Consider the following 20831-nt stretch of genomic DNA (forward strand, 5'->3'; position numbering starts at 1 on the left):
CGGCGTGTCGATCGACCCGGCGGATCCGTGACACGGCCATGCTACGGCGACGCCACGGAGACAGGTCCGCCGCTGTGCCGGCGGTTGCGGACCCGCGGGCCGGTGTGCGCGGGAAGATGTTCGTAACCGTGCAGGGTGAACAGGGGCCGCCGGGTGGGTGCATCGGTCAGCCGCAGGTCGGGGAACGTCTCGAACAGGGCGCGCAATGCGTGCGCCGCTTCCGAGCGGGCCAGGCCGGCGCCCAGGCACACGTGGATACCGTTGCTGAAGGACAGGTGATTCTTCGCGTTGTGCCGGGTGATATCGAAGCGGGCCGGATCGGCGAATACCGCGGGGTCGCGGTTCGCACCCGCCAGCGACAACACCACCGTCGATCCGGTGCGCAACCGGGTACCGCCGATCTCCAGCTCCGCGCGGGTCGTACGCGCGGTGCTCTGCACCGGCGGATCGATCCGCAGGATCTCCTCCACCGCGTTGGGCCAGAGTTCCGGCTCGGCCCGCAGCCGGTCCAGCTGGTCGGGATGGCCCAGTAACCAGACGATGCCCTTCCCGATCAGGTTGACCGTGGTCTCGAAACCCGCCGCCATCAGCAGGGTCGCCGAGGCGCACAGTTCGTCGGTGGTCAGCTCCCCCGCGGTGACCAGGCTGCTGAGGATATCGTCGCCGGGTTCGGCGCGTTGCCTTTCGATGTGCTCCAGCAGATACCGGTGCACTCGCTCCGAGGATTCCATCGCGCGCTGATGCGTCCGCCAGGAGATTCCGAGATCCAGCAACGGGCTGATGTCGTCGCCCCAGCGCAAGAACATCTCCCGATCCGCGTCCGGGAAGCCGAGCATCTCGGAGATGATGGCGATCGGCACCTGGGCGGCGTAGCGCGCCACCAGATCGGTGGGCCCGTCGTCGGGCAGTGTCGCGAGCAGTTCCTCGGTGACCGTCTCGATCCGGTCGCGCAACCGGGCGACAGCACGCGGGGTGAACGCGGCGGCTACGGGCTTGCGCATCCGGGTGTGCTCGGGCTGGTCCAGCACCAGCATCGAGGGCGGGTCCACCGGATTCGGTGGCAGGGGCCGACGCGCCAGCGCACGCCGCACCGGCCGCGGCGTGCCGAACACTGTCGGGATACCGACACCGAAACGGTTGTCGCGCAGTATCTCCCGGACCATCTCGTGATCGAAGGTGGTCCACACCGGAAGCGTCCGGTGCAATCCGCCCGGTCCGCGCATCTGCTCGATCAGCGCGTACGGGTCCTCGATACCTTCCGTGCCGCAGTTCAACCGCGCGAACAGATCCCCGCGGCGTAGCCGGATCTTCTTGAACAGGACGATCAATCCGTGATTGTTGACCCAGCGATACACGTACTGCGGTTTCATCGAGCCCCTCCATCGTCGAACCGTCGCGTCCTTGTGAGACGTAACGGATATCACAGGGTCCACCGAGCACGCCGAAGCGGATCCCGGAACCTGCCCCGAGGAGAGAGCGCCGGAGCGCAGCCACCGAACACGAAAGGCGCCGAAGCAGCACCGCCGGAACGACTTCGGCCGCCACCCTGTGGAATAGAGAAGGCCACCCGTTGCCCCGATGCGAGCGACCGCTCAGGTCAGGAGGGCGTCGGTAGTGGTGGGGAGATCGCGTACGCAGCACCGTGCAGGATCCGCATCGGCCGTGGCCGCGGCACCGGCTGTGTTGGGCGCATCGAGATCGCGCAGCCGCGCCGCGGTGCCTTCGCGGCGCCGAGCGACGGTCTCGGAGTGGTGACCGTCACTGCGATCCGGCGGCCCGCGAACGTTTCACCGCCCGGGCGTGGGTATGTCCCGGCAGGGCGGTGACGCAGTGCGGCGCACCGGCTCGCAGTTCTCGTCGCGTGCTCCAGGAGGGCCTGTGTCTTCGTTCCTCTCGTTCCTTTCGCTGATGCTCGTCCTGCCGGGCCTGGCGGCCGCCGCCGCGTACGTGGCAGTGGCGGTGAGTATGTGGCTCGAAAACTGAAGAAGTTCGTCGCCAAGCTGCCCACCCTCGATCCGGCGGAGTCGTGGTCGTTCGACGAAGTCAGCGATTGCTACGCCACCCAGCCGTCGCAGACGGTGCGGACCAAGAAGGTGCCGCGTAATCACGTACTGGCCCCGGCCACCGATAAGCACCCGGCACAGGTGGAGGTGTATCACGAGGATGTCGTGGTCGGTCGCTGGACCACCACGAAGTTCTCCGGCGCGCTGCCCGCGAAGGAAGTCGGCGATATCGACGACCGGCTCGGCAAGCTGCTCGACGCGGTGCGTGTCGCCCGGGAGACGGCGAACGCGACGCCCGTGACGGATGTCGAGCCCGGCCGGGCCGTTCTCGACTACCTCTTCGGCTAGCCGGGACCACGAACTCCCCCTGCGGGGGGGATGGAGCACAATCTGAGACTGAAATTCATACTCAACCGGCGCAGGCGCTGCCAGGGTCTGCCGAAAAACTCAGCTTCTTGCTCCAAGCTCAACAATTTCATCGATTGCTCGACGGGCGGATGTGTGCGACGCACCCCCGAGATCCGGGTTCGATTCCCGGTGGCGGCTCTCCCTGCCGCTGTGGCGTAAAGGAAACGCGCGGGGTTACTCACCATGACCCACACCCGCGTATCCCGGCGATCACAGGTGGAACGAACGATAGCTCATTCGGTAGAGCATCGGACTCTCATTCCGACGGTGGTGGGTTCGAATCCCACTCGTTTATCAGGAGGGGCCGGGAAGGGTATTCCCGGCCCCTTCGCCTGTCTCAGCCGGAAACGGCTCGATGACCGCAGCGATTCCACGTAGCCGGTACCGATGTGCCACTCCCACCTATCGGCCGAGGATCGGCTTATCGAATCGGTCGAACAAGTCCGCGGAAAGGGTGCGTGATGGGACATATCCGGATTCTGGGGGCGGGCGAATGCGGGCTCCCGTTGGCGCACCGGCTGTTACGCGCGGGGCGGCCGGCGACGTTGGTGGCGGCCCGCGAAGCGGCCGCCGTACTGAACGGCACGGTCACGAGCACCCAGGTCGAATTCCCGGCGACACTGGATCTGGAAACCGCGGCCGGGCTGGGACACTGGCGGTCCCTCGCGCCCGAGATACACGGTATCCGGCTGGCCGCGGTGATGGATGGTCAACGGATCATGGGCTGGACCGGCAGATTCGCCCGGCCGGCGCAGAGCGTCGATCAGCGCACCGTGTTCGCGCGCTGGCTCACCGACTACATCGACGCCGGCGGTGAGCTGGAGATCGGCGATCCGTCTATGGCCGAAGTCGATCGCCGAGCGGCCGAGTACGACCTGACCGTGGTCACCCGCGCCTCCGGTGAGCTGGCCGCCTGCTTCCCCGCCGATCCCGGCCGGCCGGGGCCCGACCGCCCCGCCCGGCAGCTGGCCGTGCTGTATCTCGACGGTGCGACGCCGGACCCGGACGACCTCGGGATCTATGCATCCCTACCCGGTCTGGGCGAAGTGATCTCCTATCCCGGACTCACCGGTGCGCCGGGCGCGGAGCGGCGCTGCGAGATGCTGCTCATCGAGGCCCGCCCCGGCGGCCCCCTCGAAGTCTTCGATCCGCGCGACCCGGCGTCCGAGCACCTGCGCCGGGCCCGTCGCCTGCTGGAGACCCATCTGCCGGCCGATCTCGCGGATCGTTATCGTACGGCCGAATTGACCGATGCGCGTGCCGCACTGACCGGTGCGGTGAAGCCGGCGGTGCGCCGTCCGGTGGGGACACTTCCTTCCGGCCGGCCGGTGCTCGGAGGTGGTGATGTGGTGTGCCGGATGGACCCCGGTGGCGCCCAGGGCGCGAACAACGCCGCGCACTGTGCGCATGCCTACGCCACCGCGATCCTGGAACGTCCCGCTGGGCCGTTCGATCGGTCCTGGATGGAGTCGGCCGCGACGCCCTGGCTCACCGGAACGGCACACCATGCCGCGCGGTGGACGGCGGCGGTGCTCGACCCGCCGGCCGAGATGCAGCAGTTGATGCTGGCCGCGCAGCACGACCCCGCCCTGGCGAACGCCTTCGCCGACACCTTCGCCCGGCCGGCCGATATGGCCCGCTTCACCGCCGCCAGGGACTCGGGCGCCGCCCCGCTCGGGTGATCGTGCCGGCGCCGATATACCCGGCCGGGTCCGGCGCGGGTCTCACAGCGGGTTCTGTGGCGGGCACGGAGGAAATTCCACCGGCAGATCGGCCAGGGCCCGGTGGAACGGCCCGGGCCGCCGGCCGAGCGCGTCCGCCGGTACGGCCGGCCGCAGATCGGGAAGGGCGTCCAGCAGTTGATCGATAGCGCCCTGGGCGATCAGATATGCCGCCGATCTGGCCGGACAGGAATGCGGGCCCGCGCCCCACGCGAGATGGGACCGGTTGCCGATATGGTCGCCGGTGCTGATCGCGGGGTCGTTGTTGCATCCGGCCAGACTGATCACCACGGGCTGGTTCGCGGGCAGCCAGACGTCGTCGATCAGAATCGGCTGCCGCGGGTAGGTGACACTGAAATTCGCCATCGGCGGATCCTCGAACAGCACCTCGTCCAACGCGTCGCGGGTGGCCAGCGCGCCGCCGAGCAGACTGCCCGCGAACCGGTCGTCGGTGAGGATCAGCAGCAGGGTGTTGATGATGAGGTTCTGCAGCGGCTCGATCCCGGCACCGTAGAGGATGACGATCTGATGGATGAGTTCCGCTTCGTCGAGATTCGCGGGGTGGGCGAGCACCCGCGAGGTGATGTCATCGCCGGGTTCGGCCCGCTTCAATTCGACCAGTTCGAGCACCGCGGCACTGAGCATCTGGTTGCCACGTTCGGCGTCCACACCGTCGAACACCGTCTGCGTGGCTTCCGCGACCTTCCGGCCGATTTCGGGCGGGCAGCCCAGCATCGCGTTGATCGCCTCGAACGCCAGCGGGAACGCGTATTGGGTGACGAGATCGGCGGTCCCGGTCTCACAGAAGGCATTGATCAGCGGGACGGCGATCCGTCCGACGATGCCGTGCAGGCGTGCAGATCGACGCCGTCGATACCGGCGGTATTGACCCCGCGGTAGCGGGCGTGCTCGGCGCCCGCGCTGCGGATCGCACTCGGCCGCAATTCCAGTACGGGCAGCACCGGACAATCGGCGGGGATACTGCGCTGCCAGGCGCGCGGATCGGCGGGAAAGCGCTCGGGGTCGTTGAGAATGCGCAGGGCGGTGCGATATCCGACCACCAGTGTGGCGGGTACGCCGGGCGCCGGTTTCACGGGAACCAGCGACCCGTATCGGTCGCGCATCCGGCGGTAGGCGGCGTGCGGATCGTTCGCGAACTCGGCGGAGTACAGCGGTACGCGGGGTTCGTCGCGACCGGGGGGCGAAGCGTAGGGGCCGGTGGGGGCCGAGGGTATGGGCAAGTGGATGACTCCAGCGACAGGACGGTCCTCATCGGTGCAGGACTGTGCCCGCGGCCGCCGGGCGGTCGCACGGTCGTGGGCGGTCCAAGGATCGCCCAGTAGGTAGATCGAGAACATCGGCAGGGCCGCCGTGGATTCCGCCCCGCGCCGGCCGAAACGGTTTGCGCCCCCGGCGAGTAGGCCCTGGCGCCATGGGGTACCGACCGGCACAATCCGCCCACGCCCGACTGTGGCCCCGCGACCTTTCCGGCACGCACGGCCCGCCCGGGCACGACTCATCCGGCACCGAGCAGCGTCTCGCGCTGGTCGTCGATCACGGACCGGATCGCGGCGACCACCGCGGCGACTTCCGGACGACGCAGGGTCTCGGTACGGGCCACCAGCCAGTAACCGAGGGTCACGGCCACCGAATCGCCCAGTACCCGAACCAGATCCGGGTGCCGATCGGCCATGAAACAGGGCAGCAGGCCCAGCCCGGCGGACGCGCGGGTGGCCTCCACGTGCACGAAAACATTCGTGGAGGTCACCGATTCCCGCATGGTGGGGACATGACCGGCGGCCAGGTCGAGATCGTCGACCTGGAGCATGGAATCGATGAAGTACACCAGCGGATACCGGGCGAGATCATCGAGTGTCGCCGGGGCGCCGTGTTCACGTAGGTATGCGCGCGACCCGTAGAGCCCCAGTCGGTAGTCGGCCAGATGAGTCGCGGTGGCACGACGTACCCGCGGTTCGCCGACGACGACCTCCAGATCGAGCCCGGAGCGCTGTTGCGACGCCCGCCGGGTGGTCGCCACGAGCTCGACCGCGATATCCGGATACCGCCGGCGTACCGCCGCCGCGGCGGGGGCGGCGATATAGGCACTGAAGCCGTCGGTCGCCGAGAGCCGGACCACGCCCGCCAGCACCCGGCGCCGGCCCGCGTCCGCCGCGAGTGATTTCACCGCCGATTCCACCGCCTCGGCCACGGCCAGGGCTTCTCTGCCGAGGTCGGTCAGTTCCCAGCCGCCGGTCACCCGCGTGAGTACCCGCCCGCCGAGGGTCTGTTCCAGTGCGGCGATCCGGCGGGAAATGGTGGTGTGGTTGAGACCGAGCTGCTCGGCCGCGGTCACGAATCGCCCCGAACGACCGACGGCCAGCAGTACGAGGAGGTCGTCCGCACTGGGACGGCCTGGGAAGGCCGTGCTCATATCTGCATTTTCGCACATCCGCACTGCAGTAATGGTCATTGCAGGGACTTCGGTCTGCACTAATACTCTATGCAGCCGATCAATGTGGGGCCCGTCACATCATGAGACGTGATGTGGTCCCGGGCACGAAGGAGAAGTGCGATGAGGGAGCACAGCGCCGGAGCCGATCCGGCGGCAGTGAAGGACGCCGGGTCCGGTGGAACGGCCGCCGGCCTGCGGCGGGTGGTGGCCGCGTCGATGGCGGGCACGGTCGTGGAGTGGTACGAATTCTTTCTCTACGGCACCGCCGCGACGCTGGTGTTCAGCAAGGTGTTCTTCGCGGAGGGCACCAGCGACCTGGACGCGATCCTCGCCGCGTTCGTCACCTACGCGGTCGGTTTCGCGGCCCGCCCGCTGGGCGGCGTGGTCTTCGGGCACTACGGCGACAAATACGGCCGCAAGAAACTGCTGCAGTTCAGTCTCGTCCTGGTCGGCGGTGCCACCTTCCTGATGGGTTGTCTGCCGACCTTCGGCCAGATCGGTTACTGGGCACCGGCCCTGCTGGTGGCGCTGCGTTTCATCCAGGGTTTCGCGGTCGGCGGCGAATGGGGCGGCGCGGTACTACTGGTCGCCGAGCACAGTCCGAATCGCAGCCGCGGTTTCTGGGCTAGTTGGCCGCAGGCGGGCGTGCCCGCGGGCAATCTGCTGGCCACGGTCGTGCTGCTGGTGCTGACCACGACACTGTCCGACGAGGCCTTCCTCGGCTGGGGCTGGCGGGTCGCGTTCTGGCTGTCGGCGGTGGTGGTGCTGGTCGGGTACTACATCCGCACGAAGATCACCGACGCGCCCATCTTCGTCGCCGCGCAGCAGGAGGCAGAGGAGATCAAGGCCACCTCGCTGAGTGTCGTCGAGGTGCTGCGCCGCTACCCGCGCGGTGTGTTCACCGCGATGGGGCTGCGGTTCGGCGAGAACATCATGTACTACCTGGTCGTCACGTTCACCATCACCTATCTGAAGGTCGAAGTGCACGCCGACACCTCGGTGATCCTGTGGTGGCTGCTCGCCGCGCACGCGGTGCACTTCGTGGTCGTTCCGCTGGTCGGCAGCCTGTCCGACCGCATCGGCCGCCGGCCCGTCTACATGATCGGCGCGCTGACGGCGGCCACCTGGGGCTTCTTCGCCTTCCCGATGATGGACAGCGGTAACAACCTGGTCATCGTATCCGCCATCATCATCGGACTGGTCTTCCATGCCTTCATGTACGCCGGGCAGCCCGCGATCATGGCCGAGATGTTCCCCACCCGTATGCGCTATTCCGGTGTGTCCCTGGGGTATCAGGTGACCTCGATCGTGGCGGGTTCGCTCGCACCGATCATCGCGGTCCGGCTGCTCGATACCTACGGGTCCGCGGTGCCGATCGCCTGGTATCTGGCGGGCGCGGCGGCGGTCAGCGCGATCGCCGTCCTGGCCGCACGCGAGACGAAGGGGCTCGACCTGGAGAGCATCGATCGCGCCGATGCCGAAAGCCTGGCCCCGCGTACCGCCGAGGTGCCCGCGCGATGACCGACCTCGTAGGACGCAGCGCCCTGGTCACCGGCGGCGCGAGCGGTATCGGTGCGGCCTGCGCCCGGGCGCTCGCGGCGCGCGGCGCCACGGTGACGGTAGCCGATATCGACGCCGCCGGCGCCGCGGCTGTCGCCGGGGAACTCGGCGGCGAGTCGTGGGCGGTCGATCTGCTGGACGTCGCGGCGCTGGAGGCACTGGAACTGGGCACCGACATCCTGGTGAACAATGCCGGGGTACAGCACATCTCCCCCATCGAGGAGTTCGCGCCGCAACGGTTCCGCGACCTGCTCACACTGATGGTCGAGGCACCGTTCCTGCTGGTGCGCGCGGCCCTGCCGCATATGTACCGGCAGGGCTGGGGGCGGATCGTCAATATCTCCTCGGTGCACGGTCTGCGCGCCTCCCCCTACAAGGTCGCCTATGTGACGGCCAAACACGGCCTGGAGGGATTGTCGAAGGTGACCGCGCTGGAGGGCGGTCCGCACGGTGTGACGAGCAACTGCGTCAACCCCGGCTATGTGCGCACTCCCCTGGTCGACGAACAGATCGCGGACCAGGCCGCGGCACACGGCGTCCCCGAACAGGAGGTGCTGGAAAGGGTTCTGCTCACCGAGAGCGCGATCAAACGCCTCGTCGAGCCCGACGAGGTCGCCGCACTGGTGAGCTGGCTCGCCGCCCCGAAAGCCGCAATGGTCACCGGTGCGGCGTACACGATGGACGGCGGCTGGAGCGCGCGATGAGGGCGCGCTCCGGCCCGCCGGCCCGGTAGGAGAAATAGGATGCAACCACTGTGGGTGCCGACCGAACAGGACGTCGCCGAGGCCACCCTCACCGACTTCGCGCGCTTCGTCGCGGAACGCACGGGTGCGAATACCGCCGATTACCACGCGCTGTGGCGCTGGTCGGTCGAGGACCTCGAGGGGTTCTGGCACGCGCTCTGGGACTATTTCGCCCTCGGGGATATCGCGGGCGAGATACTTGCGGACACCCGGATGCCGGGCGCACGGTGGTTCCCGGGAACCCGACTCAACTATGGCGATCAGGTGATCCGTCGGGCGAGCGCCGACCGGCCCGCGATCAGGGCGGTAGGCGAGGACACGCCGGTCCGCGATATCTCCTGGCCCGAACTGCTCGACCAGACAGCCGCTTTCGCCCGTACGCTGCGCGAACTGGGTGTGCGGGCCGGTGACCGGGTGGCCGGGTATCTGCCGAATATCCCGGAGACGATCGTCGCGTTCCTGGCCACCGCGAGTATCGGCGCGGTATGGAGCGCGTGCGGACAGGACTACTCGCCGAAAGCCGCGCTGGACCGGCTCGGTCAACTCGAACCCACCGTCCTGGTCACCGCCGACGGTTATCGATTCGGCGGCCGGACCCACGACAAACGCGCCGATATCGCCGCGTTGCGCGCGGGCCTGGACTCGGTACGCGGCACGGTCGTGATCGGGCGTCTGGGGCTCGCGGTGCCGGAGGCGATCTCCTGGAACGACGCGATCGGCGGCGCCCGGACAGCATCGCGGGAGCTCATCACGGAATCCGTGGATTTCGACCATCCGCTGTGGATCGTGTTCTCGTCCGGCACGACCGGCCCGCCCAAGGGCATCGTGCACGGACACGGAGGTGTGCTGCTGGAACACCTCAAAGCCGTGGCGCTGCAATCCGATATCGGCCCCGGCGATACATTCTTCTGGTACACCAGCCCGAGCTGGATGATGTGGAATTTCCAGGTCGCGGGCCTGCTGGCCGGGGCGACCGTCGTCACGTACGAGGGCAGTCCCACCGCGCCCGAGCCGGACGCGTTGTGGCGAATCGCCGCCGATGTCGGTGCCACCGTGCTGGGTATCAGCCCGGGCTATGCGCTGGCCTGCATCAAGGCGGGCTCGGTGCCGCGGTCCGATCACGATCTGTCGGCACTGCGCACCGTCGGTGTGACAGGCTCCGCGCTACCGGCCTCCTCGGCGCGGTGGCTGAGCGAGCACGCCGGCGACCACGTCCGGGTCTCCTCGATCAGCGGCGGCACCGACGTGGTGTCGGCGTTCCTCGGCGGCGTGCGCACCGTACCGGTGTGGCCGGGCGAACTGTCGGCGCCCTTCCTCGGTGTCGCGCTGGACGCCTACGACCCGGCCGGACGATCGGTGCGCGGTGCGGTGGGTGAACTCGTGGTCACCGCGCCGATGCCGTCGATGCCGGTCCGTTTCTGGCGCGACGGGGACGGTACGCGGTATCGCGACGCGTATTTCGACACCTTCCCCGGTGTCTGGCGGCACGGCGACTGGATCACCGTCACCGAACGCCACAGCGTCATCGTGCACGGCCGCTCCGATTCCACCCTCAATCGGCACGGTATCCGAATGGGCAGTGCCGATATCTACCAGGCGGTCGAACGGTTGCCGGATATCGCCGAGGCACTGGTGGTCGGCGTCGAACAACCCGACGGGGGCTACTGGATGCCGCTGTTCGTGGTCCCGGCACCTGGCGCCGAACTCACCGGCGAGCTCGAGGCGCTCATCGCCACCACCATCCGCACCGAGGTCTCGCCCCGGCACGTCCCGGACGAGATCATTCCCGCCCCCGGCATCCCGCACACCCGCACCGGCAAGAAACTGGAGGTACCGATCAAGAAACTGTTCCAGGGCGCCGACCCGGACGGCATCGTGGACCGCACTGCGGTGGACCGTCCGGAACTACTCGACTGGTACCGCACCATCCGGCCGGGCGGTGGCCACGCCCCGAGGTGAGCTGTCGGTTTCCCGTGTCGTTCCACGGGTAAGGCGTGCACACGGGGGCCTGGACAGGCAGGAGGCAGCCTTGAGCAGGAAATCCTTCCGCACAGGCGACAAAGTCGAATGGAACAGCCACGGCAGCACCGCCGAAGGCGAGGTGGAAGAGGTCATCACCGCCGATACGGAGGCGGCCGGCCGCACGGTGCGCGCCTCCGACGAGGACCCGCAGTACCGGGTGCGCAGCGCAAAGAGTGGCCGTGACGCCGTGCACAAACCCGACGCTCTTCGCCTCCGGGGCGACTGACACCGGAGGTGGCGGTCGTGTCGGACGACAACGAGAAAACTCGCGCGCAGTTCGGCGATGCCGTCAATATGACGGCCGCGGAACTACGGCGATGGCTCGATACCGACGAGTCGAAATCGGTCGGGCAGAAGCCGTCCGGGGGCGGCGAATCGACCGGGCATTCCAGTGGGCGTCGCATCGTGGAACTGCTGGAGAAGGAGACGAAGGATCTCACCGCCGACGACTATGCCCATATGCGCAAGGTCGTCGGATACGCGCACCGTCACCTCGAACAATGCCCCGCCGGCGACACCGGGCACAGCAGGTGGCGGTATGCACTGATGAATTGGGGCCACGATCCGGAGAAGGCCGCCGGGTAAGGACCGCGGAGCCGTCGCGGTGGCGGCGTGGATATGCCCCACCGCGCTCTGCTCGCGCCCTCCGGGCCGGCGGCGGTCAGTTCGCCGCGGTGTCCTGTTTGATCGCCGAGATCTCGAATTCCAGGACGACCTTGTCGGCGACCAGCACACCGCCGGTTTCCAGCGCCGCGTTCCAGGTGATGCCGAAATCCTTGCGATTGATGGTGGCCGACCCTTCGAAACCGACCCGGACATTGCCGAACGGATCGGTGGCCTGGCCTTCGAACGTGAAGGAGACGGTGACGGACCGGGTAATGCCCTTGACGGTGAGGTCACCGGTGACGTCGAATGCGTCCGGACCGGTCGGCGTGATCGCCGTGGAGCAGAAGGTGATCTCGGGGTATTCGTCCAGGCCCAGGAAGTCGAGCCCGCGCAGATGCTTGTCCCGGTCGGCATTGCGGGTGTCGATGCTGGCCACCTGGATCGTCACCTCTCCCGAGGAGTTGGCCGGGTTCTCGCCGTCGAAGTACGCGCTGCCGGTGAATTCGTTGAACGCACCGCGCACCTTGGTGACCATCGCATGCCTGGTGACGAAACCGACCCGGGTGTGGGTCGGGTCCAGTACGTAGGTTCCGCTCAGCTCGTTCACGTTCGTCGCGGTCGTCATCCTGTGCCTCCGAGTCCTTGTTGTTGATGTGTCATACAAAGCCTGCGCCGTGATTGGTGATATGTCAACTACTCGGTTACGCTGGACATATGACCGAGACGCGATGGCTCGACGAGCGCGAGCGCCGGGCCTGGCGGGGTTACCTGACGATGCACGCCCGGCTGGTCGCCCGCCTCCACCGGCAGCTACAGCAGGACTCGGGCCTGTCGCTGGCCGATTTCGACGTCCTGGTGCAGCTCACCGACCGGCCCGAGCCGCGGATGCGGGTGGGCGAACTGGGGCAGGCCCTGCAGTGGGAGAAGAGCCGGTTGTCCCACCACCTGGGCCGGATGCAGCGTCGCGGGCTGGTGGTGCGCGAAGACTGCCCGGACGACGCCCGCGGCGCCTACATCGCGCTCACCGAGCAGGGCCGCACCGCGATCGAACAGGCCGCGCCGAGACATGTGGATACCGTGCGCGAACTGGTCTTCGACGCACTCACCGACAACCAGGTGGACGCTCTGGCGTCGATAGCCGGCCGCATTCTCGACAAACTCGACGACACGGACCAGAGCAGATGATCACTGCGGCAGCGCGCGCTCTCCCGCGGACGATCGTCCGCCGGCGAGAAACCTTCACCATCCGACACCCGGCCGATTCACCTGCTGTGGCGCAGAATTTCGGAAGGGGTCCGTCCGTAACAGCGGCAGTAGGCAGCGGCGAAGCGTCCCGGGTGGGCGAACCCCCACGCCCGAGCGATGGAGGTGACGGTCTGCCCGTCACCGGGCACCGCCGCGAGAAGTTGATCGTGCGCGCCCGCCAGCCGTAGCCGCTGCAGGTAGCGCAGCGGGGTGGTGCCGAGGTGGCGGCGGAAGGCCAGTTGCAGGGCCCGCGGAGTGACGAAGGCCGCCGCCGCGACCGCGGCGACGGTGATGTCCTCGCGCACATGCGCTTCCAGGTAGGCGACGGCGCGGCGCACCGTCTCGGGGTGGGCGTCGCGGCGGTCGGCCGCGGTCGGCGCGGTGACCGCGGTGGTGGGTACGGTCGCCAGTACGGTCGCAGCCAGGTAGTCGGTGGCGGTGGCGATCAGCAGTGGATTTCCCGCGGTGGCGGGGTCGGCGGCGAGATGCTTCAGGTGTGCGATCGCCGCGGTGAGCCGGCGGGTGGCGGCGAGGGTGCGCGGCCCGGGTGCGGCGATCCGTACCGGCGCCCCGCCCGCGCCGACGGCCAAGCGGTCCAGCAGTGCCGATTCGAACAGTGTGAGGTCGTAGCGACCGGCGCGGATGATTCCCGAGGACGGCAGCGCGTTCACGCCGAGCACCCCGATCCGACCGGCCGTGAGATCCTCGGCTCCGCCGCCGAGACCGCTGTGTTCGATCACTCCGGCGTGCACGCTCGCCAAACACAGTGCGCCCGAACGCTCGACGCCGAAGGAGACGTCGAACCCGAGCGCGATCCGGTCCAGCGTAACGGGGCCCAGCACATCGCGGCGCAGGCCCACCGAGGTGCGCTGGGGACCGGTATTACCGATCAGCACCCCGGGGTACGCGGTGCGGAGAAATGCCTCGATCTCATCGAGGTTTTCGCTGTGGAACACCGGATAGCGCACCGCCTCGAATTCTTGGGGCCCTCGACCGCCGGTCGGCGAACCGGCCGGGACACTGCGATCTCGGCCAAGGGCCCGGGTTACGGAATCGGATGGAGCGGGTGGGCGGGATCGATCGGGCACCGACTCGTCCGGTCGCCGGCCGCCCGCGCGGTACCGGACGTCCCGGGGCGTCGACACCCGAATACCGCCGCGGCTCGCCCACCAGGAACAAGTACGGGTCAGGCGACCCTGTGGGGGCGGGGCATCGAGACGCCGTCCATGATCTCGGTCCACCAGCTCTGCAGCGGGCTGGGGTCGGGCCATCGCACGTCTACATCACCCGGCACGACCCGAGCCGGTGGCGAGTCGCCGCCGGTGGCGGTACCGGTGGTCACGAAAGCGGCAGCAGTAGTGGTCATAGCAATATTCCTGGCTGACATGCGGGTGACTCCTGGACAGCGCGGGCCCGGCACATTCACCGGGCCCGGCCACCGCAGGGAGTAGGGGAGCTCGATACACGGCACGGCCGGACCTCTCGCACTCCTCGGCACGGACGCTCCGGCCGGCCGGTCAGGCGGTGAGGGCCTGGGGCTCGCCGTCGTGGCGCGCGACCTCGATCTTGCGCGGTTTGGCCTTCTCCGAGACCGGGATCACCAACCGTAGGACACCGTCGCGGTAGTCGGCCCGGATCGCGTCGGTATCGAGGTTCTCGCCGAGGAACAATTGCCGGCCGAACACGCCGCGGGTGCGTTCGGCCGCGATCATCGACCGGTTCGAGTTCAGCTCCGGCCGCGACGCGCGCACCGTCACCACATTGCGTTCGACATCCAGGTCCAGTGAATCCGGGTCGATCCCGGGCAGATCCAGTTCCACGAAGAATTCGTCACCTTCCCGCCAAGCGTCCATCGGCATCACTACCGGTCGCGCGGGGGTCCCGAACACCTGCTGGGTCAGGCGGTCCAGGTCGCGGAAGGGGTCGGTGCGCATCAACATGGTCGCCACCTCCAGTTCACTCCATTCACTGTCGAAGGGAACTAAGATTATCTGTGTCATCTGACAAAGATAATTTTTAGCACTCTCCACAGGAGAGTGCAAGTGAAGTCCGTAGAAAATATGACGTACAGAACAGTCGAAGCAGCTCCTGTCCGGCCGGAGTGTCGGTCCGGATCGGAGGGCGCACACGGCTGGACGGCCGCTGCGTCGAACGACCGGGGCGGCGGCCACTGTACGACTCCACACGATCGGGCCCGCCCGGGGACACCGCAATGCCGCGGAAGCTACGGGATGCGATACCCCCGGAAGGTCACGGATACGCGGGTTCGGAAGCCGAGCCTCTCATAGACGTCGATCGCGGTCGTATTCCCTTCCGCGACATGCAGAAAAGGACGGTCGCCGCGGGCCACGATACGGGCGATGAGCGCACGGACCAGGTGGGCCGCATGGCCCTTGCCCCGGGCTTCAGGGGCGGTACAGACGGCGCTGATCTCGGTCCACCCCGGGGGCCGGAGCCGTTCTCCCGCCATGGCCACCAGCCGGCCGCCGTCGCGGATACCGAGATAGGTGCCGAGCTCCTGGGTGCGCGGCCGGAACGGACCGGGCCGGGTGCGCGCGACGAGGTCGAGCATTTCGGACACGCTGTCCGGCCCCAGTTCGACCATCCCGCGATCGTCGGTCGGCGCGGCCGGGGCGGCTCCGAAAAAGACCATCTGCCGACCCGCGAGGGTGAAGATCTCTTCCCAGTCCGCCGGCGGCGGCGCCGCACAGCTGAACATATCGGCGAGTTCGCCCGGCCCGAGCAACCGCGCGAGATCGGCCCAAGCCCGCGGATCCGGATCCGCACCGACCGCGGCGAAGGTCGCGATGTCGGGCAGGTAGGTGAGGGCCCGGCCGCTCCGGCGGGCCAGATGCGCATGGTGCCCACGCAGTGATTCGCCCACCGGGTCGTCCAGCACAGCGGTGTCCGGGGCCACCGCGATACCGCAGATCTCGTCGTTCGCCACCTGCCGAGTATGCCGGGCGGCGCACACCACGGCCGTGCACGCACGGAGCCGGGGCGGTCCGCGGGTGGGTCCAGCGTGGAACGAGGCGCCGGCCCGGCACAGCGAAACGCCCCTTCGACGGGAGGTAGCGGTGCCCATGGTGGTTAGGGGGCTCGGATGGATCGCGCTGTATGTGGCGGTGGCGGTGGTGCGGCGGGCCCGACCGTGCGACACACCCACACCACCCGTGCCGTATGGATGATCACCGGCGTCCTGCTTGCCCGCCTGCTCCCGGTTCGCTCTCGCTCCCGGTTGAGTCCGCACCGGCCGGCCGAATCTGTTGTCCCGGTGTGCACACCGCGATAACCTCAATCGAGTTAGCAGAGGCTAACCTCTGATGGGCGAGCGGACGAGGTCGGGTAGTGGATATCAACAGGCGCCGACTGTTCCGAGCCGGTCTCGGCATGAGCGCGATACTGGTGGTCGCGGCGTGTGGAAGCGGTTCTCCCGGTTCGGGTGACGGCACCAGCGGTCCGCCCAGACGTGGCGGAACGCTGCGCGTCGGGGCGCTGGGTAAGTTGTCCAAGATCGAGCGCGACCCCCACGCCACGCTGAGCAACGACAGTGATTTCCTGATCATGTCGCTCCTCTACGATCCGCTGACCGTGCCCGGCGCCGACCCCAATGTGGCTCCGCGACTCGCGGCTCGCTGGGAGGCGGACGCGGATCAGCGGAATTGGACGTTCACGCTCGCCGAAGGCGCGAGTTTCCACGACGGCCGGCCGGTCACCTCCGCGGACGTGGTGTGGTCGCTTCGCCGGCTGCGCGAGATCGCCGGAGAAACGAAGGTTCCGGTGTCCTCGGTGGCCGATATCCGGCCCGCGGGCCCGAACGCGGTGGTGCTGACCTGCGCCGCGCCGAACAGTCAACTGCCGCTGCTGCTGCGGATGATGACCTTCGTCGTACCCGAGGGCACCACCGATTTCGCCCGCGGCGTAGGCAGCGGACCGTTCCGGCTCGAATCCTTCGACCGCGGCAATGCCCGGCTGGTGCGTAACGAGGCCTGGCACGGCGGTCCACCGCTGCTCGACGCGATCGAGGTCACCTTGTTCGAGAGCCCGGAGTCGATGTCGAACGCGATCATGTCCGGTCAGATCGATCTGGCGTCCAGTGTCGGCGCGGTGGCCGGCCGCACCGCGGAGCGCCGGGGTGATCTGAAGGTCGTCCGGCGGCCCGACGATGTCGCGGTGGCGATCGCCATGCGTACCTCTGATGGGCCGTTCGCCGATCCGCGGGTGCGGGAAGCGCTGCGCCTCACCGTCGACCGCGAGGCGATGGTGGCACAGGCCCTGTCGGGTTACGGCACGGTCGCCAACGATGTTCTCGGTACCGCGGATCCGAGCTTCGACCGCTCCCTACCGCAGCGCGCACGCGATATCGACCGGGCGAAGGCGCTGCTCGCGGAGGCGGGATTCGACACATCGAAGACCTATCGGCTGGTGACCAAACAGGAGGCCGCCGGCGAAGTCGAGTCCGCCCGCGTTTTCGCCGCCCAGGCCGGAGATGCCGGCCTGAAGATCGAGGTCGTCGTCCAGGAGGCCAACGACTTCTACGACCGGACCTGGCTGCAGGCACCGTTCTACACGGTCAACTGGGGCACCAACGACTCGGTGGTGTTCTTCGCCAGCAAGGTCATGACCTCGCAGACCGCATGGAACGAGGCCGGCTTCGCGGATTCCGCCTTCGACAAGGCCTACACTCGGGCACTCGCCGCGCCCGTCGGTACCGAGTTCGACGAGGCGAGCAGGGAAATCCAACGGATCCAGTACGACCGCGGCGGTTACCTCGTTTGGGGCATGGCCGACGGTATCGATATCGCCGCCACCTCGGTTCAGGGGCTGCCCGCCCTCGGCGGGTACGGCCGGGTGCAGCTCGAACGCGCGTGGTTGTCGAGTTGAGGAAGGTCACCGGCCTGGTGGCGCGCCGGCTCGCGCTGCTGTTCATCCTGCTCGCCCTGGTCTTCCTGGTGGTCGATCTGCTGCCGGGCAATGCCGCACGCGCCGTGCTCGGGCGGGACGCGCCGGCGGATCGAATCGCCGCCAAGGAACACGAACTGGGTCTCGACCGCCCACTACCGGAGCGTTTCTGGTCCTGGTTCACCGGTGCGCTCACGGGCGATTTCGGGACCACCGCTCATGGGCAGCCGGTGAACGCACTGCTCGCCGAGAACTTCCCCCAGACACTGCTGTTGGCCTCGATCGCCATGCTGGTCACCGTGGCGGTCTCGCTGCTGTGCGGGATGTGGTGGGCGGCACGCCCCTCCGGTCTCGCGGCCCGGGTACTGCAACCGGGCACGGCCTTCGCCACCGCGATTCCGGAGTTCGTCGTAGCGATCACCCTGGTAATGGTGTTCTCGCTGTGGCTGGGTGTCCTTCCCTCGGTGACCTTCACCGATCGATCGGGCTATCCGGCGAGCGTGGAAATGCTGGTGCTACCGGTCCTCGCGCTCGCGGTACCGCAGGCGGCCTGGAACGCGCGCGTGGTCCGGGGCGCGGTGCTCGACGCGGCGACGGCTCCCCATGTCGACAACGCCCTCCTGAACGGACTACCGGAGCGGACCGTCCTGCTCCGGCATGTGGTTCCGTTCGCTCTCCCGGCCATCGCGGCGTCCTTCGCGACCTCCGTGGGCACCCTGTTCGGCGGCGCCCTCGTCGTGGAGACGATATTCAACTACCCGGGCGTGGGTGCGCTGATCGCCGGTTCCGTCTCCGATCGCGATACCGCACTGGTCGCCGCGATCGTGGCATTGACCGGCACGGCGATCATGTGCGTACTGCTGGCCGCCGACGGCATCCGTATCTGGGCGAACCGGGGCCGGCGATGACGCCCGTGCTCACCCGCCGCGGCGTCGTGGCGGCCGTGTCCCCCGCCGTCCTGATCACCGTGGTCGCGGTGTCCGGACCCTTCCTCGCACCGCATCCGGTCGACTATCCCGTGGGCATCGCGTTCGAGAAACCCAGCGGCAGCGCCTGGCTGGGCGGCGACCGGATCGGCCAGGACGTCACGAGCCGGCTGTTGCACGGGGGCTGGGGGTTACTGGTGCTCGCCGCGATCATCGCCGGGCTGGTCACCACCTGCGCGGCCGTCCTGGGTGCGACGGCCGCGTTGCACACCCGCGCCGGCGCGTGGATCGAACGCGCCGCGGACCTGTGCATGCTGCTGCCGCCGGTACTGGCGATCCTGCTGTTCATGCTGTCCTGGCCCGAATCCGGTACCGCCGGCCTGATCGCTGTCGCGGTCGTCGCGGGAACCCCGTATTCGGCGCGTGTATTCGCCGCGGCCGCGAGTGGAGTCGCGCGAGCGGGCTTCGTCGAGGCCGCCCGGGCCCGCGGTGAGCGACTGGGCTACCTGGTATTCCGCGAATTGCTGCCGAATCTGCGTCACACACTGCTCACCCAGCTCGGTTTGCGGTTCGTGGAGGCCATCTACATCGTCAGCACCGTGTCGTTCCTACAGTTGCCGACCTCGCTGGGCGCCGCCAACTGGGCGGTGATGGTCCGGGAGAACGCGCCGGGGATCCTGCTCAATCCGGCGGCGGTGCTGGCGCCGAGCCTGGCCATCGGGCTACTGGCCGTCAGCGTCAACAGCGCGGTGACCGCGTTCGCCGGGGAACGGCCGATATGAACGGCGGCGTAGTCGTCGACGATCTATCGATCCACGCACTGTCCGGTGCCGAACTCCTGGCACCGGTATCGCTGCGGGTGCCGCCGGGGACGGTGGCGGCGTTGACCGGGCCGTCCGGTACCGGCAAGACCACGCTCATGCGGGCTCTGCTCGGGCATCTGTCCCCGGGCGCCCACCGCACGCACGGCACCGTGCACGTCGCCGGCCAGGATGTCTTCGCCCTGAGCCCGGCTGCGCGGCAGGATTTCCGGCGACGCAATATCGCGTTCGTCGATCAGGATCCCGGCGCCGCACTCAACCCCGCACTGCGCGTACGCACCCTGCTCGAAGAAGCAGCGGTTCACCCGAGCGACAGCACGCTCCGCGCCGCCCTCGCCCGGGTGGACCTGCCCGAATCCTTCCTGCGCCGACGCCCCGGCGAATTGTCCGGCGGCGAACAGCGGCGGGTTGCGCTCGCCGTCGCCCTCGTGCGCGAGGTGGGCGTCCTGGTCGCCGACGAACCACTCGCCGGTCTGCACGGAAACCTGCGCAATACGATCGTCGACCTCCTGCGCTCGCTGGCCACCGAGGACAAGATCGCGTTGGTGATCTCCGGTCACCACACCGAGATCCTGCACCGCCTCGCCGACGAGGTCGTCGAACTGGGCGAATCACGGACCACCTTGGCCCGGCTCGCCGCACGCGCCGCGGAACCACCGCGCTCCGGGCCGCCCGCGCTGGAAGCAGCCGCGATCTCCGCGGTGGCCGGGCGCACCGGCCTGCTCCGCTCCGTGGATCTCACGGTCCCGGCCGGCGGGTCGGTGGCCCTGGCCGGGCCGTCCGGGGCCGGGAAAACCACGCTGGCGCGGGTACTCACCGGAATACACACCGAGGCCACCGGCACCCTCGTGGTCGACGGCCGTCCGCTGGCCGTCGGCCGGGCCCGCCGAGCCCGGCGCGACCGGCGCCGCGTCCAATTGATCCCGCAGAACCCGCTGTCCACGCTGAACCCGAAACACACGGTCCTGCAGTCCCTGTCACGACCGTTACGCCTGGCCGGGAACACCGCCCGGTCCGAGATCGCCGAACGCGCGGCCGACCTGCTGCGCAGTGTCGACCTCGCGCCCGATCTACTACACCGCTATCCCGGCGCACTGTCCGGTGGCCAGCGCCAGCGCGTCGCCATCGCGCGCGCACTCGGCGCCGAGCCCGACATCCTCATCTGCGACGAGATAACCTCGGCGCTCGACGACCGGACCGCGCGCTCGATCATGGACCTGATCGAGCACACCCGGCACACCCGTGGCATCGGCACACTCGTCATCAGCCACGATATGGCAGTGATCGCCGCCTACTGCCGGCAGATCGTGGTCCTCGGCGACGGCGCCGTCGTCGAACAGGGCTCCACCGCGGAGGTACTGGCCGCCCCGCACGCATTGGAGACCAAGGCCTTGCTGGCCTGACCGGTGGCTCGCGGCCGGA

19 protein-coding genes, 1 tRNA gene and 1 pseudogene are annotated in these 20831 nt (G+C 68.6%); 13 read left to right on the plus strand and 8 right to left on the minus strand.

Annotated elements, in window-relative coordinates; genetic code table 11:
* Positions 1 to 41: 41 nt before the first annotated feature.
* Entirely contained in the window at positions 42 to 1370 is a 1329-nt protein-coding gene (locus ACQPYS_RS16265) for a cytochrome P450 (protein ID WP_433490038.1), read from the minus strand.
* 597 nt (positions 1371 to 1967) lie between these two features.
* Between ACQPYS_RS16265 and ACQPYS_RS16270 the strand changes: the two genes are divergently transcribed.
* The 3 genes from ACQPYS_RS16270 (at position 1968) to ACQPYS_RS16280 (ending at position 4093) form a co-directional block, all read left to right on the plus strand.
* Positions 1968 to 2351 (plus strand): hypothetical protein, encoded by a 384-nt coding sequence (locus tag ACQPYS_RS16270; protein ID WP_433490039.1) that lies wholly within the window; start codon positions 1968 to 1970, stop codon positions 2349 to 2351.
* Positions 2352 to 2633: 282 nt separating this feature from the next.
* A tRNA-Glu gene (locus ACQPYS_RS16275) sits at positions 2634 to 2706 on the plus strand.
* A gap of 166 nt (positions 2707 to 2872) precedes the next feature.
* On the plus strand, positions 2873 to 4093 hold the full coding sequence (locus ACQPYS_RS16280) for a styrene monooxygenase/indole monooxygenase family protein (RefSeq protein WP_433490040.1): 1221 nt from the start codon (positions 2873 to 2875) through the stop codon (positions 4091 to 4093).
* 42 nt (positions 4094 to 4135) lie between these two features.
* Here ACQPYS_RS16280 and ACQPYS_RS16285 read toward each other — a convergent pair.
* Both ACQPYS_RS16285 and ACQPYS_RS16290 read right to left on the minus strand, forming a co-directional pair.
* A pseudogene (locus ACQPYS_RS16285) lies at positions 4136 to 5379 on the minus strand (cytochrome P450).
* A gap of 269 nt (positions 5380 to 5648) precedes the next feature.
* Positions 5649 to 6563, minus strand: coding sequence for a LysR family transcriptional regulator (locus ACQPYS_RS16290; protein WP_433490041.1), 915 nt, complete (start codon positions 6561 to 6563; stop codon positions 5649 to 5651).
* A 141-nt stretch (positions 6564 to 6704) separates the two neighbouring features.
* Here ACQPYS_RS16290 and ACQPYS_RS16295 point away from each other — a divergent pair, with 141 nt between their 5' ends.
* The 5 genes from ACQPYS_RS16295 (at position 6705) to ACQPYS_RS16315 (ending at position 11494) form a co-directional block, all read left to right on the plus strand.
* Entirely contained in the window at positions 6705 to 8105 is a 1401-nt protein-coding gene (locus ACQPYS_RS16295) for an MFS transporter (protein ID WP_431937909.1), read from the plus strand.
* Positions 8102 to 8848 carry a 3-hydroxybutyrate dehydrogenase gene (locus ACQPYS_RS16300; protein ID WP_433490042.1) on the plus strand — a complete coding sequence of 249 codons (747 nt, stop codon included), beginning with the start codon at positions 8102 to 8104 and terminating at the stop codon, positions 8846 to 8848. Before ACQPYS_RS16295 ends, ACQPYS_RS16300 begins: the two co-directional genes overlap by 4 nt.
* Before the next feature lie 39 nt (positions 8849 to 8887).
* Positions 8888 to 10846: an acetoacetate--CoA ligase gene (locus ACQPYS_RS16305; RefSeq protein ID WP_433490043.1), complete on the plus strand. Its 1959-nt coding sequence runs from the start codon at positions 8888 to 8890 to the stop codon at positions 10844 to 10846.
* Between the two features lie 70 nt (positions 10847 to 10916).
* Positions 10917 to 11135, plus strand: a complete 219-nt coding sequence (locus ACQPYS_RS16310; RefSeq protein ID WP_433490044.1) for a DUF2945 domain-containing protein — start codon at positions 10917 to 10919, stop codon at positions 11133 to 11135.
* A 17-nt stretch (positions 11136 to 11152) separates the two neighbouring features.
* Positions 11153 to 11494: a DUF3140 domain-containing protein gene (locus ACQPYS_RS16315; protein WP_433490045.1), complete on the plus strand. Its 342-nt coding sequence runs from the start codon at positions 11153 to 11155 to the stop codon at positions 11492 to 11494.
* A 76-nt stretch (positions 11495 to 11570) separates the two neighbouring features.
* Here ACQPYS_RS16315 and ACQPYS_RS16320 read toward each other — a convergent pair whose 3' ends face one another.
* Positions 11571 to 12140, minus strand: coding sequence for a YceI family protein (locus tag ACQPYS_RS16320; RefSeq protein ID WP_433490046.1), 570 nt, complete (start codon positions 12138 to 12140; stop codon positions 11571 to 11573).
* 89 nt (positions 12141 to 12229) lie between these two features.
* On the opposite strand from ACQPYS_RS16320, the gene ACQPYS_RS16325 reads away from it, so the two are divergent.
* On the plus strand, positions 12230 to 12700 hold the full coding sequence (locus ACQPYS_RS16325; protein WP_433490047.1) for a MarR family winged helix-turn-helix transcriptional regulator: 471 nt from the start codon (positions 12230 to 12232) through the stop codon (positions 12698 to 12700).
* A 77-nt stretch (positions 12701 to 12777) separates the two neighbouring features.
* Here the strand turns inward: ACQPYS_RS16325 and ACQPYS_RS16330 are convergent, their stop codons facing one another.
* The 4 genes from ACQPYS_RS16330 to ACQPYS_RS16345 all read right to left on the minus strand — a co-directional run bounded on the left by ACQPYS_RS16330 (position 12778) and on the right by ACQPYS_RS16345 (position 15707).
* On the minus strand, positions 12778 to 13728 hold the full coding sequence (locus ACQPYS_RS16330; protein WP_433490048.1) for a helix-turn-helix domain-containing protein: 951 nt from the start codon (positions 13726 to 13728) through the stop codon (positions 12778 to 12780).
* Between the two features lie 218 nt (positions 13729 to 13946).
* Positions 13947 to 14126, minus strand: coding sequence for a hypothetical protein (locus tag ACQPYS_RS16335; protein ID WP_157107104.1), 180 nt, complete (start codon positions 14124 to 14126; stop codon positions 13947 to 13949).
* A 151-nt stretch (positions 14127 to 14277) separates the two neighbouring features.
* Positions 14278 to 14700 carry an Hsp20/alpha crystallin family protein gene (locus ACQPYS_RS16340; protein WP_063034771.1) on the minus strand — a complete coding sequence of 141 codons (423 nt, stop codon included), beginning with the start codon at positions 14698 to 14700 and terminating at the stop codon, positions 14278 to 14280.
* Positions 14701 to 14984: 284 nt separating this feature from the next.
* Complete coding sequence (locus ACQPYS_RS16345) at positions 14985 to 15707, minus strand: GNAT family N-acetyltransferase (protein ID WP_433490049.1); 723 nt, start codon at positions 15705 to 15707, stop codon at positions 14985 to 14987.
* A gap of 401 nt (positions 15708 to 16108) precedes the next feature.
* Between ACQPYS_RS16345 and ACQPYS_RS16350 the strand changes: the two genes are divergently transcribed.
* From ACQPYS_RS16350 to ACQPYS_RS16365, 4 genes are read left to right on the plus strand one after another with little or no spacing between them, the layout of a single operon-like run.
* On the plus strand, positions 16109 to 17644 hold the full coding sequence (locus tag ACQPYS_RS16350; protein ID WP_433490050.1) for an ABC transporter substrate-binding protein: 1536 nt from the start codon (positions 16109 to 16111) through the stop codon (positions 17642 to 17644).
* Complete coding sequence (locus ACQPYS_RS16355; protein ID WP_063034773.1) at positions 17641 to 18570, plus strand: ABC transporter permease; 930 nt, start codon at positions 17641 to 17643, stop codon at positions 18568 to 18570. The genes ACQPYS_RS16350 and ACQPYS_RS16355 overlap by 4 nt, the downstream gene beginning before the upstream one ends.
* On the plus strand, positions 18567 to 19370 hold the full coding sequence (locus ACQPYS_RS16360; RefSeq protein WP_063034774.1) for an ABC transporter permease: 804 nt from the start codon (positions 18567 to 18569) through the stop codon (positions 19368 to 19370). Before ACQPYS_RS16355 ends, ACQPYS_RS16360 begins: the two co-directional genes overlap by 4 nt.
* Complete coding sequence (locus ACQPYS_RS16365; protein ID WP_433490051.1) at positions 19367 to 20812, plus strand: ABC transporter ATP-binding protein; 1446 nt, start codon at positions 19367 to 19369, stop codon at positions 20810 to 20812. The genes ACQPYS_RS16360 and ACQPYS_RS16365 overlap by 4 nt, the downstream gene beginning before the upstream one ends.
* Positions 20813 to 20831: the final 19 nt, after the last annotated feature.

It is taken from the genome of Nocardia grenadensis, assembly GCF_050942415.1.
Classification (GTDB): Bacteria; Actinomycetota; Actinomycetes; order Mycobacteriales; family Mycobacteriaceae; genus Nocardia; species Nocardia grenadensis.

Excerpts from the sequence above, each read along its gene's own strand:
- ACQPYS_RS16265 (WP_433490038.1), bottom strand. The coding sequence starts at position 1,370 with ATGAAACCGCAGTACGTGTATCGCTGGGTCAACAATCACGGATTGATC.
- ACQPYS_RS16280 (WP_433490040.1), top strand. The coding sequence starts at position 2,873 with ATGGGACATATCCGGATTCTGGGGGCGGGCGAATGCGGGCTCCCGTTG.
- ACQPYS_RS16290 (WP_433490041.1), bottom strand. The coding sequence starts at position 6,563 with ATGAGCACGGCCTTCCCAGGCCGTCCCAGTGCGGACGACCTCCTCGTA.
- ACQPYS_RS16295 (WP_431937909.1), top strand. The coding sequence starts at position 6,705 with ATGAGGGAGCACAGCGCCGGAGCCGATCCGGCGGCAGTGAAGGACGCC.
- ACQPYS_RS16300 (WP_433490042.1), top strand. The coding sequence starts at position 8,102 with ATGACCGACCTCGTAGGACGCAGCGCCCTGGTCACCGGCGGCGCGAGC.
- ACQPYS_RS16305 (WP_433490043.1), top strand. The coding sequence starts at position 8,888 with ATGCAACCACTGTGGGTGCCGACCGAACAGGACGTCGCCGAGGCCACC.
- ACQPYS_RS16320 (WP_433490046.1), bottom strand. The coding sequence starts at position 12,140 with ATGACGACCGCGACGAACGTGAACGAGCTGAGCGGAACCTACGTACTG.
- ACQPYS_RS16325 (WP_433490047.1), top strand. The coding sequence starts at position 12,230 with ATGACCGAGACGCGATGGCTCGACGAGCGCGAGCGCCGGGCCTGGCGG.
- ACQPYS_RS16335 (WP_157107104.1), bottom strand. The coding sequence starts at position 14,126 with ATGACCACTACTGCTGCCGCTTTCGTGACCACCGGTACCGCCACCGGC.
- ACQPYS_RS16340 (WP_063034771.1), bottom strand. The coding sequence starts at position 14,700 with ATGTTGATGCGCACCGACCCCTTCCGCGACCTGGACCGCCTGACCCAG.
- ACQPYS_RS16360 (WP_063034774.1), top strand. The coding sequence starts at position 18,567 with ATGACGCCCGTGCTCACCCGCCGCGGCGTCGTGGCGGCCGTGTCCCCC.
- ACQPYS_RS16365 (WP_433490051.1), top strand. The coding sequence starts at position 19,367 with ATGAACGGCGGCGTAGTCGTCGACGATCTATCGATCCACGCACTGTCC.